We start from the raw sequence: 16,803 nt of genomic DNA, 5'->3' as shown, positions 1-16,803 counted from the left end.
AAAGGTTTCAGGCCGTGAACAGTTTTTCCGCAGCTCAACGCTCCCGCGTAACCATGCTCGATGTTGCCCAGCGCGCCGGCGTCTCCAAGGCCAGCGTGTCACGCTTTATCGGCGAAGACCGCGCCTTGCTCTCCGTAGCCATCGCCGAACGGATCGAGCGCGCTATCAATGACCTGGGCTATCGCCCAAATCAAATGGCCCGTGGCCTGAAACGCGGACGCACACGGCTGATCGGCATGCTGGTGGCCGATATCCGCAACCCCTACTCCATTGCCGTCATGCACGGCGTCGAAACCGCCTGCCGCCTGCACGGCTACAACCTGGTGGTGTGCAATACCGACCGTAATGACGAGCAAGAGCGTCAGCATCTGGCAGCGCTACGCTCCTACAATATCGAAGGATTGATCCTTAACACCCTTGGCCATGACCCTGACGCACTGCAAGAACTGCATCAGGAAATGCCCATCGTGCTGATCGACCGCAAAGTCGAGCAACTGCATACCGATCTGGTCGGCCTCGATAACGCTGACGCGGTGCGCATGGCTGTGGAGCATCTTGAGCAGCAGGGCTATCGCGATGTGCTGATGGTCAGTGAGCCGGTCGATGGCACCAGTTCGCGAATCGAGCGCATCGACAGTTTTACCCGCCAGTTGGCCGCGCGCCCTGCCCTGCACGGCGCCGTAGTAAAAACCGGTACAGGCCTTCGTGCTGCCATCCAGTCCTTCATGCAAGCACCCGGCCACGGCCCCAAGTCCATATTTTGTGCCAACGGCCTGGCTGCGCTGGCTTGTACCCAGGTGCTGCGCGACTTGAATTGCCGCTTGTTTGAAGACGTGGGCCTGATTGCCCTGGATGACCTGGAATGGTTCCCGCTGGTGGGTAACGGCATCACTGCCCTGGCCCAGCCTACGCAACAGATCGGTGCCAGCGCTTTTGACTGCCTGCTTAAACGCCTGGGCGGTGACAAATCTGCACCCCTGGCACTGGATTTTGCCCCTCAATTGATTGTTCGCGGCTCAACCCGATCACCCATGACTGCCTGACACATTACCGGCTGACAACCTTGACCCGGTTACCGGCCGTTTGATGCACAACAAAATGAAACCGGTTTCAGAGAATAATGACAATGACTACATTTCCCGTTTCCATCAGTTTGTCGAGCTACGGTGCCGATCTGGTTCGCCAGCGCGGCCAGGCCAGCTTTATTGAAGTGTTGGCCAACGCCGGTGTGTCACGCATCGAACTGCGCGAAGAACTGCTGACCACAGAAGATCCGACCACATTCAGCCAAGCCGTGCAGGATAACGGGCTTGAATGCGTGTTCTCATCGCCACTGGAACTGTGGGAAGCCGGGCAGTCGCGGCCCAATACCCAACTGCTGGCCACCTTGCAGCGCGCCCACGCTTTCGGCGCCCAATGGCTGAAAGTGTCACTGGGCTATTTCACCGAACACTGTGACCTGCAAAACCTCGCTGCCCTGCTCAACCAGCAACCTGTACGCCTGCTGGTAGAAAACGACCAGACCTCCTACGGTGGGCGCATTGAGCCCATGCAGCGTTTTTTCGATCAGGTTGAACAACAGCAAGCGCCAATCAGCATGACCTTCGATATCGGCAACTGGCACTGGCAGGATCAGTCGGCCAGTACCGCAGCCCGCCTGCTGGGCCGCTACGTCACCTATCTGCACTGCAAAGGCGTGAGCCGTCGCCCGGACGGCAAACTGGTCGCCACACCGCCAACCGACACCGACCTGCAGCACTGGCAGCACCTGATGACCCATATGCCCCACGGTCTGACCCGGGCCATCGAATATCCGCTGCAGGGCTCGGATCTGGACGGCTTGACCCAGGAACACGTCGCCGTACTGGCGCGCTTGAGCCAAAAACAACAGGAGTTGAGCCATGTCTAAGGTCGATGTGCTGTCGTTTGGCGAAACCATGGCCATGCTGGTGGCTGAAGAAACTGGCGATCTGGCCCTGGTCGAACGGTTCCACAAACGCATCGCCGGGGCGGACAGCAACGTGGCCATTGGCCTTGCGCGACTGGGCTTCAATGTCGCCTGGTTGAGCCGAGTGGGCGCGGACTCCCTAGGGCGCTTTGTACGCCATGCACTGCAAGCCGAAGGGCTGAACTGCCAGTACGTGACCACTGATACGCAACATCCCACGGGCTTTCAGTTCAAATCCCGCGTTGACGACGGCAGCGACCCACAGGTGGAGTACTTCCGCCGGGGCTCGGCCGCCAGCCATATGGACCGCTCCGTGCTCAACCCGCAGTTGCTCGGCGCCCGCCACCTGCACGCCACCGGCATACCGCCTGCGCTGTCGGCCAGCTGCAATGAACTGTCCTTTGAGCTGATGAAGTCGATGCGCGCAGCAGGTAACAGCGTGTCGTTCGATCCGAATCTGCGCCCATCGTTGTGGGCCAGCGAACAACAGATGATTCGCGACATCAATGCGCTTGCTGCCCACGCCGACTGGGTACTGCCGGGCTTGAGTGAGGGCCGGCTACTGACAGGTTTTGAAGACCCGTCCGATATCGCCGCCTTCTATCTCGATCAGGGTGCTGAAGCCGTGATTATCAAACTGGGGGCCAAAGGCGCGTTTTATCGCACCGCCCAGGTTGAGCAGTTTGTCCCGGCTGTGCCGGTGGCCAACGTTATCGACACCGTGGGTGCCGGTGATGGCTTTGCCGTCGGGGTAGTCAGTGCCTTGCTGGAAAATCTCGGTTTTGCCGAGGCCGTACAGCGCGGCAACTGGATTGGCAGTCGCGCCGTACAGAGCCGCGGCGATATGGAAGGCCTGCCCACCCGCGACGAACTGAACCACTACAACGCGCTGCACGCGCCTCTTGAAACACCGCTATCTGCTTGACCTGTCACCTGCTGCGAAAAAACAAAAACAAGCTCAGGAGCACCCTCTATGCAATCCCTAAAACTCGCCGCCCGTCGTTGGTGGTACATCATGCCGATCGTGTTTATCACCTACAGCCTGGCGTACCTTGACCGTGCCAACTACGGTTTCGCAGCTGCCTCAGGAATGGCCGAAGACCTGAACATCACCCCCGGGCTGTCGTCGTTGCTGGGCGCGCTGTTCTTTCTTGGCTATTTCTTCTTCCAGGTACCCGGGGCGATCTACGCCCAGAGAAACAGTGTGAAAAAGCTGATTTTTGTCAGCCTGATCCTCTGGGGCAGCCTGGCCACATTGACCGGCGTGGTGTCCAACGCCTACTGGCTGATTGTTATCCGTTTTACCCTCGGAGTGGTTGAAGCCGCCGTAATGCCGGCCATGCTGGTGTACCTGTGCCACTGGTTCACCCGTGCCGAACGCTCGCGGGCCAACACCTTCCTGATCCTGGGCAACCCGGTGACCATGTTGTGGATGTCAGTGGTATCGGGTTATCTGGTGCAGCATTACAGCTGGCGCTGGATGTTTATCGTCGAAGGTCTGCCTGCAGTGCTTTGGGCCTTTATCTGGTGGCGCCTGGCCGATGACCGTCCAAGCGAAGCCAAATGGCTGAGCAATCAGGAGAAACAAGACCTGCAAAGCGCACTGGATGCCGAGCAAGTGGGCCTCAAGCCGGTGAAAAACTACGCTGCAGCGTTCCGTACGCCCGCCGTTATCCTGCTGGCCTTGCAGTTTTTCTGCTGGAGCATCGGCGTCTACGGCTTTGTCCTGTGGCTGCCTTCGATTCTCAAGCAAGGCGCGCAGATGGACATGATCGAAGCTGGCTGGCTCTCGGCCCTGCCCTATCTGGCAGCCGTGATTGCGATGCTGGTGGTGTCCTGGGGCTCGGACAAAATGCAAAAGCGCAAACGCTTCGTCTGGCCACCGCTGCTGATCGCGTCTGTGGCGTTCTACGCTTCCTACATGCTGGGCGCTGAACACTTTTGGTGGTCCTACGCACTCCTGGTCATTGCCGGGGGCTGCATGTACGCCCCTTATGGTCCGTTTTTCGCCATCATTCCGGAAATCCTGCCCTCCAACGTGGCCGGTGGTGCCATGGCGCTGATCAACAGCATGGGCGCACTGGGTTCGTTTGCCGGTTCGTACCTGGTGGGTTACCTGAACAGCTCCACCGGCTCGACGGGCGCATCGTTTCTGTTGATGAGTGGCGCGCTGATGATTTCGGTACTGCTGACCCTCATGCTCAAACCCGCTGCCAAAGACCCTGCTGCGCCGCAACACAGCACCTCGCAACGTCTGGCCCACTCTTGAATTCAATGTCGGTGAATCCCTTGAAAAAGAATGTAGTGCTCTACAAAGAACTGTCCCCGGAACTGATGCAGCGCCTGCAAGCCCAGGCCGATGTCACGCTGATCAAGAAGCTTGACGCCGCAGGCATGGACCAACTGCGTGCCGCCCTGCCCCGGGCGCAAGGCATTCTGGGCGCAAGCCTGAAGCTGGATGCGCAACTGCTGGACCTGGCACCGAACCTTGAAGCAGTCGCCAGTGTGTCGGTGGGTGTCGACAACTACGACATCGACTATATGACCGAGCGCAAGATCCAGCTCACCAACACCCCTGACGTGCTCACCGAAACCACTGCAGACACCGGCTTTGCCCTGGTCCTGGCCAGCGCCCGGCGGGTGGTTGAACTGGCCAACATGGTGCGCAACGGCGAATGGCAGAAAAACGTCGGCCCCGAGCATTTCGGCACCGACGTTCACGGCAAGACCCTGGGTATTATCGGCATGGGCCGCATCGGCGAAGCCCTGGCCCAGCGCGGCCATTTTGGCTTCGGCATGCCGGTGATTTACCACAGCAACTCGCCCAAACCCGCAGTAGAGGCGCGTTTCAATGCGCAGTACCGCAGCCTCGACGAGCTGCTGCAAGAAGCCGACTTTATCTGCCTGACCTTGCCCCTGACCGCACAAACCGAGGGTTTGATCGGCGCCGAGCAATTTGCCCTGATGCGCCGCGAGAGCATTTTTATCAATATCTCCCGAGGCAAAGTGGTGGACGAAGCGGCGCTGATCAACGCCCTGCAACAAGGTCAGATCCGCGCTGCCGGGCTGGATGTGTTCGAGCGCGAACCGCTGGAACTGACCTCGCCCTTGCTGAAGCTGGATAACGTGGTGGCCACGCCACATATCGGTTCGGCCACCTTCGAAACCCGCGAGGCCATGGCCCGTTGCGCGGTCGAAAACCTGCTGGCGGCATTGGCCGGTGAACGCCCGGCCAATCTGGTCAACCCGCAAGCATTGCGCTAGTTACTTGCCGCTTTTGATATTGGTCCAGACACGCGTGCGTACCCGGTCAATATTCAGCGGCATGGCCTCCAGGGCAAACAGCTTGTCCATCATGGCGGGGGTTGGATAGACCTTGGTGTCAGCCTTGATTTCAGAGCTGACCAAGGCATCGGCCTGCTCGTTGCCATTGGCGTAGTGCACGTAGTTGGTGATCCCGGCCATTACATCCGGGCGCAGCAGGTAGTTCATAAAGCTGTAAGCAGCTTTTTCGTCAGGTGCATCGGCGGGCATGGCAACCATGTCAAACCAGATGGCGGCACCTTCCCTGGGAATCGAATAACCGATTTCGACGCCATTTCCGGCCTCTTTAGCGCGGGTTTCGGCCTGCAAGATATCGCCAGAGAAGCCTACGGCCACGCAAATATTGCCGTTGGCTAGGTCGCTGGTGTACTTCGATGAGTGAAAGTAGCTGATATAAGGTCGGACCTTGAGCAGCATCTCTTCAGCTTTCTTGTAGTCAGCCGGGTTTTTGCTGTGATGAGGCAACCCCAGGTAGTTGAGTGCCGCTGGCAAGATCTCCGGGCCATTATCCAGAATCGCCACGCCGCAGGATTTGAGTTTCTCCATATTCTCGGGCTTGAAGATCAGATCCCAGGAATCCACCGGCGCGTCATCCCCCAGCACGGCTTTTACTTTGGCGATGTTATAGCCAATGCCGGTGCTGCCCCACAGGTAAGGAAAACCATGTTCGTTGCCCGGATCATTGACCTGCAGTGCCTTGAGCAGCACCGGGTTGAGATTCTTCCAGTTTGGCAACTGGCTCTTGTCGAGCTTCTTCAGCGCCTTGCCCTGGATCTGCCGCGCCATAAAGTGGTTGGACGGAAACACCACGTCATAACCGGATGAGCCCGTCATCAACTTGCCGTCCAGCGTTTCGTTGCTGTCAAACAGGTCATAGCTGAAAGCAATGCCGGTATCGCGCTGAAAGTTCTTCATCGTGTCGGGGGCAATGTAATCCGACCAGTTATAGACTTTTACGGTTTCACCGGCCTGACACAAGGTAGTGGCCAGCATCAGGGGCAACAGGCTTATACGGATCATGATTCGATTCCTTGCATGTTTTGGGCAGCTGTTTTTATAGGCAGGTTTCGGCGATCAAAGGATCAATACATAGGTCTTGCGCACGGTTTCCTGGATATCCCAGATACCGGTGCTGTTGGCAGGCAACATCAGTGCATCGCCCGCTTCTATGGTCAGGGTTTCACCGTTGTCCGGAGTAAAGGTGCAGCGGCCTTGAATGAAGTGGCAGAACTCCTGCTCCATGATCTGCCGGCGCCATCGGCCCGGGGTGCATTCCCAGATACCGGTTTCGACGCCGTCGTTACGCTCCACGCAGGTCAGCGAGGTCACCGCCACCGGTGTACCGAGGGGCTCGGCCACGGGGAAAGACTCCTGCAACGTCACCTGGGCGGTGTTTTTGAACTGGGTAATGCTCATGGCGTGCTTCCTGTTGAACGCAAATGTCGGATTACTTCATAAAGCCTTCCATCACCCCGGCCAGGCGGCGGGCAAATTGCCGACGCCAAGGCGGGCTGTTGGCGTTGGCCAGGGTTTTGTCTTCGTACACAAAGCTGCGAATGATTGCGTTGTAGCCCAGCCAGCGGCACGGCTCTGGCTCCCAGCTCTTCAGCGCACCCAACCCGCCTTCGGTCAAGACCCAGGGCTGGCGGACTTCCAGGGTGTCGCGCTGCAGGATCAGGTCGGCCAGGGTGCGCCCGCCCAGATGGCTGGCCCCCACGCCCTCGCCACCGTAGCCGCCGGCCAGGGCAATGCCCTGCTGCCGATCACACAGCATGTGCGGCTGAAAACGTCGCGACATCCCCAGGTTGCCACCCCATGCATGGCTGATTTCAACGTTTTTCAGTTGCGGGAACAGTTCGCTGAACAAATAGCGACGCAGTTCGATTTCATCGCGGCTGAGGTCAAAGTTCTCACGCAGGCGCCCGCCAAACTGATATCCGCCCCGGGCACCAAATACCAGGCGGTTGTCGGCCGTGCGCTGGCCGTAAGTGACCTGACGGCTGCTCTCACTGAAGGCCTGGCCCTTGCACAGGCCAATCTCGTCCCACGTGGCTTGAGGCAATGGCTCTGTTGCCACGATCAGACTCTGTACCGGCAGTTGATAGCGGCCCAAAGGCGCCAGGGTGTTGGCATAACCTTCCACGGCAGGCACCACCCAGCGGCTGCGCACCTGCGCCCTGGCCGTGCGTAGGAACCCTGCCTGCCACTCGGATACCGGGCTTTGTTCGTAGATCTGTACACCCATGCGCTCAACGGCGCGGGCCAAACCACGCACCAGTTTGGCCGGGTGAAGGGTGGCGATGTGCGGTGTGAAAATCCCGCCATAAGGCCGGTTGATGCGGATCTGTTGCGCCAGCTCGGCCGGGGTGAGCCAGCGGTAGTCGGATTCGTTCAGGCCTTCGGCATACAGGCTGGCCAGATAACTGCGCAAGCTGGCCTCCTGCTCCGGGTAGCGCGCCGCGCAATACAAGGCACCCCCTTTACGGTAATCGCAGTCGATACCCTCACGATCGATAACATTCTTCACTTCATCAGGAATACCGTGCAACAAGTCGAAGGATTCCCGGCGCTGTTCCACAGACAGGCCTGCAAGCAAGCGGTCTTCGCCCAGCAGGTTGCCCATCAGCCAGCCGCCATTGCGCCCTGATGCACCAAAACCGGCCGTTTGCGCTTCAACAATGGCAATGCTCAGTTCAGGCGCATGGCGCTTGAGGTAGTACGCGGTCCACAGCCCGGTATATCCGGCGCCGATGATAGCCACATCGACATCCAGATCGTGCTCAAGGGACGGTCGGGGTGCGAGTTCCTCCCCAAGCTGGTCCATCCACAAACTGATTGAGCACCATGCTGGCATTGCCGACTCCACACCGATCCAGGAATGGCTCGATCCTAGTCGCTGGCATCAGGGCACGTCTTGCGTGCGTGCCCGCAAAGAAATTTGTTTGGCATAGGCTTTGGGCGATTGCCCGGTGTGCTGGCGAAAACAGCTGTAAAACGCCGAAATCGAGTTGAAGCCTGCTGCAAAGGCCATTTCATCAACCTTGACCGGAGTAGCAGCTATGTCCATCGCCGCCAGAACATGGCGCAGGCGCGCCTGATTCACATAGCGGTAAAAGCTTTGTCCGAGCACCTGATTAAGCAGATACGACATTTGATTGCGCGTATAACCGCAGGCCCTGGCTACCTGCTGCAGGTCGAGTTCAGGGTCAAGAAAGGGTTGCTGGCGTTCAAAGTAGGTTTGCAGGTCTTGCGCCATAAAGCTCAGCTGACGGGCCGACAGCCCCAGACGGCTCACCGCCGGGCGCAACGAGCCCTGCCGGGCCGGGCTGGCCGCCGCTTCATGCACCAGCGAGGCGTACTCATTGACTTGCCAGATGAGCCCGTCGCGCACGGTAATCGCCTCACTGGCGCGAAATGAAACCAGGCCCGGGCTGCCGCGCAAAGTCATGCGGTATTGAATAAACGCGGTATTGCCATCCAGGCGGATGCGATCACTGTGCTCAAGGGCCTCATCCGGCTCTCTGGGCATGGACGACTGCACATACTCGCGCAGTTCATTGAACACCATGACCCGATTCTGGAAGAAGTCGTTGTAGGTCACATCGGGGTGATACAACGCCATTACCCCGTCCAGATCCCGATGCTTCCAGCACAGGTGGTAACGCAGCACGGTTTCGCCGGTGGCGCGGGTATTTTCGGGACCGTCGTCTGGAGCTGGCATGGGGGGCTCGAAGGTAAAAAAACACAGAGTGCCGAGTTTGGCCATGGGCTTCAATGGGTACTGGCTGCGGATAAATAACCTAAGTGCATGATTCACATCAAAGTACGGGCAAACAACCGGGTTGCGGGAAAAATAAGGCTTAGCAGCAACTCTCCCGGGTGTTAGGTTTGATCACGAAATACTTGAAAACCTATGCGGTCAGAAACAACCGCCCCTTATCTTGAGCTAAAGGAATTGCTCTATGTACCCCATGGACAACATCAACAAAGTCACCTTCCCCAATGCCTGCCAACTGATGCGCTGGCATTTTCACCCGATGGGCTTCGAGGCAACCATGGACGCACCAGGCAGCATGATCGCCCGCTTGTTTGACCGTGCCAGTGGTGAAACCGTGATTACCGTCGCCGGTATCCCCTGCTCGGCGGTGATGACCCCCGGTCAGGTGGGGCGCCTCATTCAATGCGTAGAAGACGAACTCGAGAGTTTTGTGCCGCCGCTGGCATGGCAGGCACAGGCCTGATTTTGCAGCGCCTGTAGATGCTCTGTGGCAGATCAGTACCCTCTCCGTGCGGGAGAGGGTTGGGCTAAGGGGCTTTTGACTGCGTATCAATCCCCTGAAGCTGTACCTTCACGTCGCGGATCGGCACCACCAACCCAGCCGTTGTTGTCACGCACAATAATCTGCGTGCCACTGGTCATTTCGATCAGCGCCACCTTGTGCCCGCGGTCCTGCAACTGTTGCACCAGCGCCGGGCTGAACCGGCCAGCCTCAAGCTCAGTGTCCACATTGCGGCTGCCAAAGTTGGGCAGGCTGATTGCGTCCTGGGGGTTCAGCTTCCAGTCCAGCAGGCCAACCACCGACTTGTTGACGTACTCGATGATTTGCGAGCCACCCGGTGAACCAATAGTTGCGACCAATTCGCCACTTTTGCGTTCGAACACCAGGGTCGGGGCCATTGAAGAGCGCGGGCGCTTGCCCGGCTCGATGCGGTTGGCCACCGGCTTGCCGTTTTCTTCGGGAATAAACGAGAAGTCGGTGAGCTGATTGTTCAGGATAAAACCCTGGGTCATTACGTGTGAACCAAACGCAGCCTCAACCGAAGTGGTCATGGCGATCGCCCCGCCCTGGTCATCGACAGCGGATATGTGGGAGGTCGAAATGCGCAGTGGCGAGCGATCAGGGGCCAGGGCAAGGTTAATGCCTGCCGGAACACCGGCCTCGGCACGGCCCATGCTCTTGTCACCGATCAGAGCGGCCCGCGTCCTGAAATAGGCTTTATCCGTCAGCCCTTTCACATTGACTGGTACGAAGTCACTGTCCGCCAGGTACTGTGCCCTGTCAGCGTAAGCCAGGCGCTCGGCTTCTGCGATCAGGTGTACCGCTGAAGGCGAAGGCTCAAGACCTGCACCGGAGCTGCTCGGTACGGGGGGCATGCTGGCGAGATCGAGGGCCGGGGATTTATCTTGCAGGGCCTCAAGAATCCCCAGGGTCTGCAACACCGCGACACCGCCCGAAGACGGTGGTGGCATACCGCAGACTTGCCACTGCTTGTAGTCCGCACACACCGGTGTGCGCTCCCTGGCCTGGTAACCACTGATATCCGCCAGGGACAGGGTCCCGGCACGAGGGTGGGATCGAACGTTGTCGACCATCGCCTGCGCGACGGCCCCCTGGTAAAACCCATCGGCGCCACGGCTGGCAATTGTTTGCAAGGTGCGTGCAAGTTCCGGGTTTTTCAGCAAGGTGCCAACCGGCAACGCTTGCCCTTGAGGTGTAAGGAAATACCGGGCCATTTCCGCCGAGCCGGCGATAAACCTGTCGGCGGCGATTTGCGTATGCAAGCGCTGGGAAACAGGAAAACCTTCGCTGGCCAGTTTGATTGCCGGTAGGAACAGATCACTCCAGGGCAGTTTGCCATGCTGCTGATGGGCCATTTCCAGCGCCCTGAGCACCCCGGGCACGCCGACTGAACGTCCGCCTATCTGGGCCTCGGAGAAAGGGATCGGTTGACCTTCTGCCCCCATGAACATCCCCGGGGTGGCACCTGCCGGAGCAGTTTCGCGGCCATCATAGGCCTGCACCCGCTTGCCGTCCCAGTACAGAATAAACGCACCGCCGCCGAGGCCACTGGACTGGGGTTCAACCAGTGCAAGTACGGCTTGCATGGCGATTGCTGCATCGATTGCCGAGCCGCCCTTGCGCAGTATTTGCTGCCCCGCCTCAGTGGCCAGCGGGTTGGCTGCAGCAGCCATATGCCGGGTGGCGTGTACCGGGGCCATATCGGTACGCAAACCCGAGGCTATTTCGGGCGCAGGCGGCAACTCGGAGGGCTTGTGCTGCTCGGACTCCCCGGTACTGCATCCGGCCGTCCACAGGGCCAGGGCTGACAAGGCGAATACGCGCAGACTGTTGTTTTTGGCAAGCAGAAGATCAATCAAAAGGTATCCCTTCAATTATTGTGAGTGAGTCGCAAGTCCTGAAAGAACGCCTTGCCCTGGGGCACACGGTCCGAGGCCCTGGGGATATTCGGACCCTGGGCATCCTGGTTTTCCACATACCAGTAACAATGCTTCACTGCCCGGGTAATACCGACATAGGCCAGACGCAGGATTTCATCTTTCTGGGCATTGTCATACGGCTCGGGGTCACCCTCCTTACCCAGACCGGCCATGCGGTAAACCTGGTTCTTATAAGGTGAGGTTGTCAGATGCTGACAATCCCCCAGCAGGAAAACAGCATCCGCCTGCAAGCCCTTGGAGCTGTGATAGGTCAGCTGCTTGAGCCTGCGATCTTCCGGCGCCAACCTAGAATCAACATTAACTACTGATTGAATATCCTTTTCTATCAGTAACTTATCGCTGCTTTTTCGAAACAACATCAAGATACTGTCCCCGGCGTTGTAATGCTCGATCAACTGCGCGGCCAACCCCTGGTCATCGCGATGCAACACATTGACCGGGACTGCCACCTTGGGCTCACCGCTGGCCTTGGCCCGCTTGCCGGCAATGGACGGCGCGGCACGCACGATATGTTCGGCGGCATCGATGATGTGTTGATGGCTGCGAAAGTTGTCACTGAGCATCACCCGGGTGGTGGCAGGTGACGGAAATTCCTTGTTGAACTCCATGAAGTATTTGGGCGAACTGCCCCGCCAGCCGTAGATCGATTGCCAGTCATCGCCCACACACAACAACGATGAACGCTGGGCTCCACGGCCTACATGCATGGCCGGGCCACGGCTGCGGATCTCGCGCAAGCTGGCGCGTAGCCAGGACACGATCTGTGGTGAGACATCCTGAAACTCATCAATCATCAAATGCGACAACGGCCGCAGTTGCTCATGGCTGAGCAGCTTGAAGTTCTGCGGGGTGTTCTCGCCAAACAGGGAGAACATGCGGTTATAGGTCATCACCGGCGGGGTCTGTGCCAGCAGGTGGTCTTCCAGCGCCCGCCAGAACAGGCTCAAGGCCTCAAAAAAGAAACGGTCCGGATCATCCTTGGCAAAGCGCATATCGCCCACTGCGGCGGCCACGTCCAGCCCCAGGTTTTCAATAAAACTGGCGGCGGCGACAAAACTGTCGAGCAAAGGCGCCGAGCCCAACTCACCTTTGAGCTTGTAATCAAAGCCGGGGCCTGCGCTGGCATCCCCGGCGAGGGCACTGACTACACGCTTCGCAGACTCGTAGTTTTCCAGCCATATCAATGGTTTGCTGCAAAAAGCTTGAAACAGGGTGCGCTTGACTGCCCACTCGGCGCGCACGCTGAGCTTGGCCCCGGGGCGGCAGATCTGCGGGTTTTCACGGGGATCGAAGCCCAGTACCACCCAGGCATCCAGCTCGGCAATATAGCCGTGGCAATGGAACTGCGCGCCATTGATCTCGATGGTTTCGCGGTTGGGCTCAATGCCTTTGATCGGCCAGGCGCCGGCGGCAAACCAGAGGTCTTCCAGGGTGTCGCAGAGTTCTTCGTCGCGCCTGGCGGCCAGTTCGGTCACCGCCATGCGCTTTTGCACATCTGGATGGTCGCGCTCCAGCTCCTTGAGCTGCAAGGCATGCAGTCGCAGTGGTGCCAGGGTCTGACGGAAGCGCTCATCGCGGTTATATAGCCCGTGATAACAGGCATTCAGTTGCTGACGCTGGGCATCGTTGATCCGCAGGTCAAACGGGTTGCTGTCGGTCTCGTCGTCGTTGAGCAGGCTGCGGCTATTCAGGGTCTCGAAGGCCTGTAACTGGCTATAGCCGGGCAAGCTGCGCACCATGGGCAAAATCCGCGAGTGAAAGGTACGCACCACATCCCGGGCTTCCTTGAGCGACAGATTGCGCCCCCACAAGGCGAAGATTTCCTGCAGCTTCTTGATAAAGTCCTTGCGCGACTCCCGGGTAAAGGTCACCACGGTCATCGAATCGAGTTCAAAGCCCAGGTAATGGGTCAGTAGCAGAATGCGCAACACCAGCGAGGTCGACTTGCCGGCTCCGGCGCCTGCAACCACCGAGGTCGACGGGGTATCACTGAAAATCATCTTCCACTGTGCGGCACTGGGCTGGGCATGCTCGGGCAGGTTGGCAGCCACGTCGGCCTTGATCAGCTTTTTCAGTTCCGGGCCCAGCGGCAGGCGCCAGTCATCGAACAGGTTCTCGTCGATCCCGGGAGCACGCAGCTCCTGCGGGCGCATATCGCTGATAAACAGCACCTGGCGACCCTCTTCGAGCCCTTCCGCATGCCCCTCCTTGAAACCGTAATCCACCCCGGCACTGTGCCCGCTGCGGAACCCGTCTGCCTGGCCCTGCAGCCAGGACGGCGCATGTTGCGCGCGCAAACGGCTCAAGCCACTGCCAAACACACGCGCGGCAAGGCGCTTGAGCAAGGGCAATTGGGTAATGGGGGCAAGGTCTTCAGGCAGTTCGGGATTGTGTTGCGGCACGCTGACTCCAGGGTGTGAGGCTGTCCGGGTGGAGGGGCTATGGTCACCCCATTGCGCGCCGATTTCTAGCTAATTGCTTGGGCATCAGCCGTTTAGAGCCTGTATTAAAGGTAAATAGCGATTGACTGGCTTGCTAATGCATCTATTAAACCGATTGGTTTAACGCATTTTTTCAGCTTTTTATCGATATGTTGCTGATGGAGAATCACCTCATCGCCAACCGGTCAACCCTTGGCACCCTTCTCAGGAGAAGCATCATGCTTGAACTCAGACCTTTCAATACGCTGGGCGGAGCAAACCACGGCTGGCTGGACGCCCATCATCACTTTTCGTTTGCCGAATACTACGACCCGCAGCGGATGAACTGGGGCAACCTGCGGGTCTGGAATGACGACGTGATCGCCCCCGGCACCGGCTTCCCGAAACACCCGCACCGCGATATGGAAATCATCACTTATGTCCGCGAAGGTGCTATCAGCCACGAAGACAATCTGGGCAACAAGGGTCGTACCGAAGCCGGGGATGTACAGGTGATGAGCGCCGGTACCGGGATTGCGCATAGCGAATACAACCTGGAGTCCACACCGACCCGGATCTTCCAGATCTGGATCGTACCCAACCAGCAGGGTGATGCTCCGGCGTGGGGCGCCAAGCCTTTTCCCAAGGGCGGCCGTGAGGGTTTTGTGACCCTGGCCAGCGGCAAGGATGGCGACCCTGAAAGCCTGCGCATTCGTGCCGATGCGCGACTGGTAGCGGCGAACCTTAAGGCCGGGGAAACCGCCGAGTACCGTCTGGACAGCGGCCGGCGAGCCTACCTGGTGCCTGCCACCGGGGTGATCGAGGTTAATGGTCTTCGGGCCAGCGCACGGGATGGTGTGGCCGTTGTCGATGAGACCCTGCTACGGGTCACCGCGATTGAAGACAGCGAGATTGTGCTGGTGGATGTGGCCTGATTCGCCTGTTGCGGCGGTCGACTAGCCTGTTAGAAGCAAGAGTGCGCTGCGTAATCTACTGTCGCCGCTGCCGAGGAACGCAGCCTTCGTTGCCGGCAGCGGCGACAGGATCGTGGCAGGCTTTGCGCCTTTAACATCAGCCGTTTCGTACGACGTTTCGCTTTCATTCCAATGAAACATCCTAGAAAATCTTGCTCGCTTGCGCCGCCTAAAATCGGGGAATAGTCTCGTCCCATCGCTGCAAAATCAGCGGTCGGGTTTAGTAGCCCGGTTTTAGTGTTTGGCGCAAGGCGCCACCTCCGTGAGGCGCTTTTTACGGCCTGCGTTTTATGGTGGCCGTGCGCAGGGTGCCCTCGGGCACACCGGTTCCCAAACACGCCGGTCTACTAACCTGTGCACGGCTGCCACCCATTCGTTTAGTAGCTAAAAGTGGCAGCTCCCTTAACGTGTTTGGAGTTAAGCCATGAAAAAGATCACCCCCGACCCACCCGTTTTACCCCTCGATGCTGCTGACGGTAACGACCCGTTGCTGGACCGTGCCGCCACCGACCGTGCGCTCAATTTCTACCTGCAAGGCCATAGGCCCGTTCGCGCTTCGGGCACGGCCCTGTTTGCCATCCCGTCCAGTGTCAATTCAGAAGCGGCCCTGGCCCAGGCGTCAGACTTGTTGCGCTGTGCGGGTGCCTGCGCGAATGAGGCGGGGAATGGTCTGAGCGGCCCTGCGCGCGACCTGGTGTTGTCGACCCTGCACCTGGTGGAGCTGGCCAAGGGGTATGTCGACAAGTCGCTGGACACGCTGGTAACGCACTAAAGCAGCACGCGCCTGATTGGCGACAGGCGCGTTATTTCTTTCAGTGTGTTTGCTCCTCCGGGATCTATGGCCACGGGTTTGCAGCCCTCAAACCTGCAATAGCGGTGAGCAGCCACAACTGCTCAAGGTCAAAAAAGACCCCGGTGGGTATGGGGCAGCAAAACTTGATTGGGAGCGGGTTTTAGCTTCTTATCGATTCGCTCTGAACTTATCAGAGTCGTTATATCTAAATAGCCGTAAACATTTTTATCTACGTCATGGAGACATTCACGAATGCTTACCGCAAAACTGCTGCGTCACACCTGTGCCCTGGCGCTGTTCGGCGCACCATTGGCAGTGATGGCAGCCCCAAGTACTGACCCGCTCTTCACCGTCGGTTTACTGGGCTCCTACACCAAGTTCAAATTCGAAGGTGGTAGCAAATCCGACAAGGAGGATATGGGCCAGGCCGGTGTGTTCGCCAACTTTGGCAACAAGATGACCGCCGAATCCGGTTTCATCTACCAGATCGGTGGTGAAGCCAAATACAGCAAGAAAAACGACAACAAGCTCAAGGAAGCCCAGGCCGACCTCGACCTTGGCTGGCGCGCAGCGCTGGATGCCCGCAACTTCGTCGACGTTATCGTCGGTGGCGGTTACAGCTGGACCCGTTTCGAACCTGAAATCAACGACCTGGATACAACGTTGACCTTCAAATCGCCGTTTGCCAAGGCCGCACTGGGTTACAACCACCAGTTCGACACCTCGACCCTGCGTGTAGAAGTAGGCGCCCGTCACGCTATGGATGGTCGCGCACGGCTGAAAGTCGACGGCTTCGGCAGCGGCAACGTCGACATGAAAGACCGCACCAACCCCTACGCTGAAGTTTCGCTGCTGATGAACCAGAACGGTGATATGCCGATCAATGCAGGCGTGTACTACACCCGTACGGAGTACAAAATCGACGAAGATTCGCCTATTGCCGACAACACCAAACTCAAGCGTGACGAGTTCGGCGTGAAGGTCGGCCTGGCATTCTGATCGCTTCTGGCAGGCCCCTTCAGCTGTCGGGGCCTGCATCGACAGCATCGCCGCGGCTGCCCCTGCCTGATTCAGTCTTCACTCAATGAGCCTTTTGCTGCGGA

General features: G+C 58.6%; 15 protein-coding genes. 9 read left to right on the top strand and 6 right to left on the bottom strand.

Going from position 1 to position 16,803, the window contains the following annotated elements; all coding sequences use genetic code 11:
• The first annotated feature begins 14 nt into the window (after window positions 1-14).
• The 5 genes from PPTH39_RS01030 (at window position 15) to PPTH39_RS01010 (ending at window position 5,212) form a co-directional block, all read left to right on the top strand.
• Window positions 15-1,043, top strand: a complete 1,029-nt coding sequence (locus tag PPTH39_RS01030) for a LacI family DNA-binding transcriptional regulator (RefSeq protein ID WP_095020074.1) — start codon at window positions 15-17, stop codon at window positions 1,041-1,043.
• 83 nt (window positions 1,044-1,126) lie between these two features.
• Window positions 1,127-1,909, top strand: coding sequence for a sugar phosphate isomerase/epimerase family protein (locus PPTH39_RS01025; protein ID WP_095000149.1), 783 nt, complete (start codon window positions 1,127-1,129; stop codon window positions 1,907-1,909).
• Window positions 1,902-2,873 (top strand): sugar kinase, encoded by a 972-nt coding sequence (locus tag PPTH39_RS01020; RefSeq protein WP_095000148.1) that lies wholly within the window; start codon window positions 1,902-1,904, stop codon window positions 2,871-2,873. The genes PPTH39_RS01025 and PPTH39_RS01020 overlap by 8 nt, the downstream gene beginning before the upstream one ends.
• Window positions 2,874-2,921: 48 nt before the next feature.
• The gene (locus PPTH39_RS01015) at window positions 2,922-4,217 is read left to right on the top strand and encodes an MFS transporter (protein ID WP_095018532.1); all 1,296 of its coding nucleotides are present in this window, start codon (window positions 2,922-2,924) and stop codon (window positions 4,215-4,217) included.
• A 20-nt stretch (window positions 4,218-4,237) separates the two neighbouring features.
• Window positions 4,238-5,212, top strand: a complete 975-nt coding sequence (locus PPTH39_RS01010; protein ID WP_095038919.1) for a 2-hydroxyacid dehydrogenase — start codon at window positions 4,238-4,240, stop codon at window positions 5,210-5,212.
• Here PPTH39_RS01010 and PPTH39_RS01005 read toward each other — a convergent pair whose 3' ends face one another.
• From PPTH39_RS01005 to PPTH39_RS00990, 4 genes are read right to left on the bottom strand one after another with little or no spacing between them, the layout of a single operon-like run.
• Window positions 5,213-6,292, bottom strand: a complete 1,080-nt coding sequence (locus tag PPTH39_RS01005) for a polyamine ABC transporter substrate-binding protein (protein ID WP_130871412.1) — start codon at window positions 6,290-6,292, stop codon at window positions 5,213-5,215. It abuts the gene before it with no gap.
• Between the two features lie 54 nt (window positions 6,293-6,346).
• A complete protein-coding gene (locus PPTH39_RS01000; RefSeq protein ID WP_095018531.1) occupies window positions 6,347-6,688 on the bottom strand; it encodes a cupin domain-containing protein in 342 nt (113 codons plus the stop codon).
• A 31-nt stretch (window positions 6,689-6,719) separates the two neighbouring features.
• The gene (locus PPTH39_RS00995; RefSeq protein WP_095018530.1) at window positions 6,720-8,126 is read right to left on the bottom strand and encodes an NAD(P)/FAD-dependent oxidoreductase; all 1,407 of its coding nucleotides are present in this window, start codon (window positions 8,124-8,126) and stop codon (window positions 6,720-6,722) included.
• A 48-nt stretch (window positions 8,127-8,174) separates the two neighbouring features.
• Window positions 8,175-8,993, bottom strand: coding sequence for a helix-turn-helix domain-containing protein (locus PPTH39_RS00990; RefSeq protein WP_130871411.1), 819 nt, complete (start codon window positions 8,991-8,993; stop codon window positions 8,175-8,177).
• Between the two features lie 241 nt (window positions 8,994-9,234).
• On the opposite strand from PPTH39_RS00990, the gene PPTH39_RS00985 reads away from it, so the two are divergent.
• On the top strand, window positions 9,235-9,513 hold the full coding sequence (locus PPTH39_RS00985; RefSeq protein WP_169916333.1) for a DUF1652 domain-containing protein: 279 nt from the start codon (window positions 9,235-9,237) through the stop codon (window positions 9,511-9,513).
• Window positions 9,514-9,599: 86 nt separating this feature from the next.
• On the opposite strand, the gene ggt is transcribed toward PPTH39_RS00985, so the two are convergent.
• A complete protein-coding gene (ggt, locus tag PPTH39_RS00980) occupies window positions 9,600-11,375 on the bottom strand; it encodes a gamma-glutamyltransferase (protein WP_416068810.1) in 1,776 nt (591 codons plus the stop codon).
• A gap of 68 nt (window positions 11,376-11,443) precedes the next feature.
• Window positions 11,444-13,915, bottom strand: a complete 2,472-nt coding sequence (locus PPTH39_RS00975; protein ID WP_095024641.1) for a UvrD-helicase domain-containing protein — start codon at window positions 13,913-13,915, stop codon at window positions 11,444-11,446.
• Between the two features lie 257 nt (window positions 13,916-14,172).
• Between PPTH39_RS00975 and PPTH39_RS00970 the strand changes: the two genes are divergently transcribed.
• The 3 genes from PPTH39_RS00970 to PPTH39_RS00960 all read left to right on the top strand — a co-directional run bounded on the left by PPTH39_RS00970 (window position 14,173) and on the right by PPTH39_RS00960 (window position 16,699).
• A complete protein-coding gene (locus tag PPTH39_RS00970; protein ID WP_095023365.1) occupies window positions 14,173-14,868 on the top strand; it encodes a pirin family protein in 696 nt (231 codons plus the stop codon).
• 463 nt (window positions 14,869-15,331) lie between these two features.
• The gene (locus tag PPTH39_RS00965; protein WP_095023364.1) at window positions 15,332-15,679 is read left to right on the top strand and encodes a DUF6124 family protein; all 348 of its coding nucleotides are present in this window, start codon (window positions 15,332-15,334) and stop codon (window positions 15,677-15,679) included.
• A 273-nt stretch (window positions 15,680-15,952) separates the two neighbouring features.
• Complete coding sequence (locus PPTH39_RS00960; protein ID WP_095000140.1) at window positions 15,953-16,699, top strand: outer membrane beta-barrel protein; 747 nt, start codon at window positions 15,953-15,955, stop codon at window positions 16,697-16,699.
• The last annotated feature ends 104 nt before the right edge of the window (window positions 16,700-16,803 follow it).

Source organism: Pseudomonas bubulae, from assembly GCF_900618535.1.
Taxonomy (GTDB): Bacteria; Pseudomonadota; Gammaproteobacteria; order Pseudomonadales; family Pseudomonadaceae; genus Aquipseudomonas; species Aquipseudomonas bubulae.
Note: the sequence above shows the minus strand (reverse complement) of the source record. Positions and strands in the feature narration are given on the sequence as shown.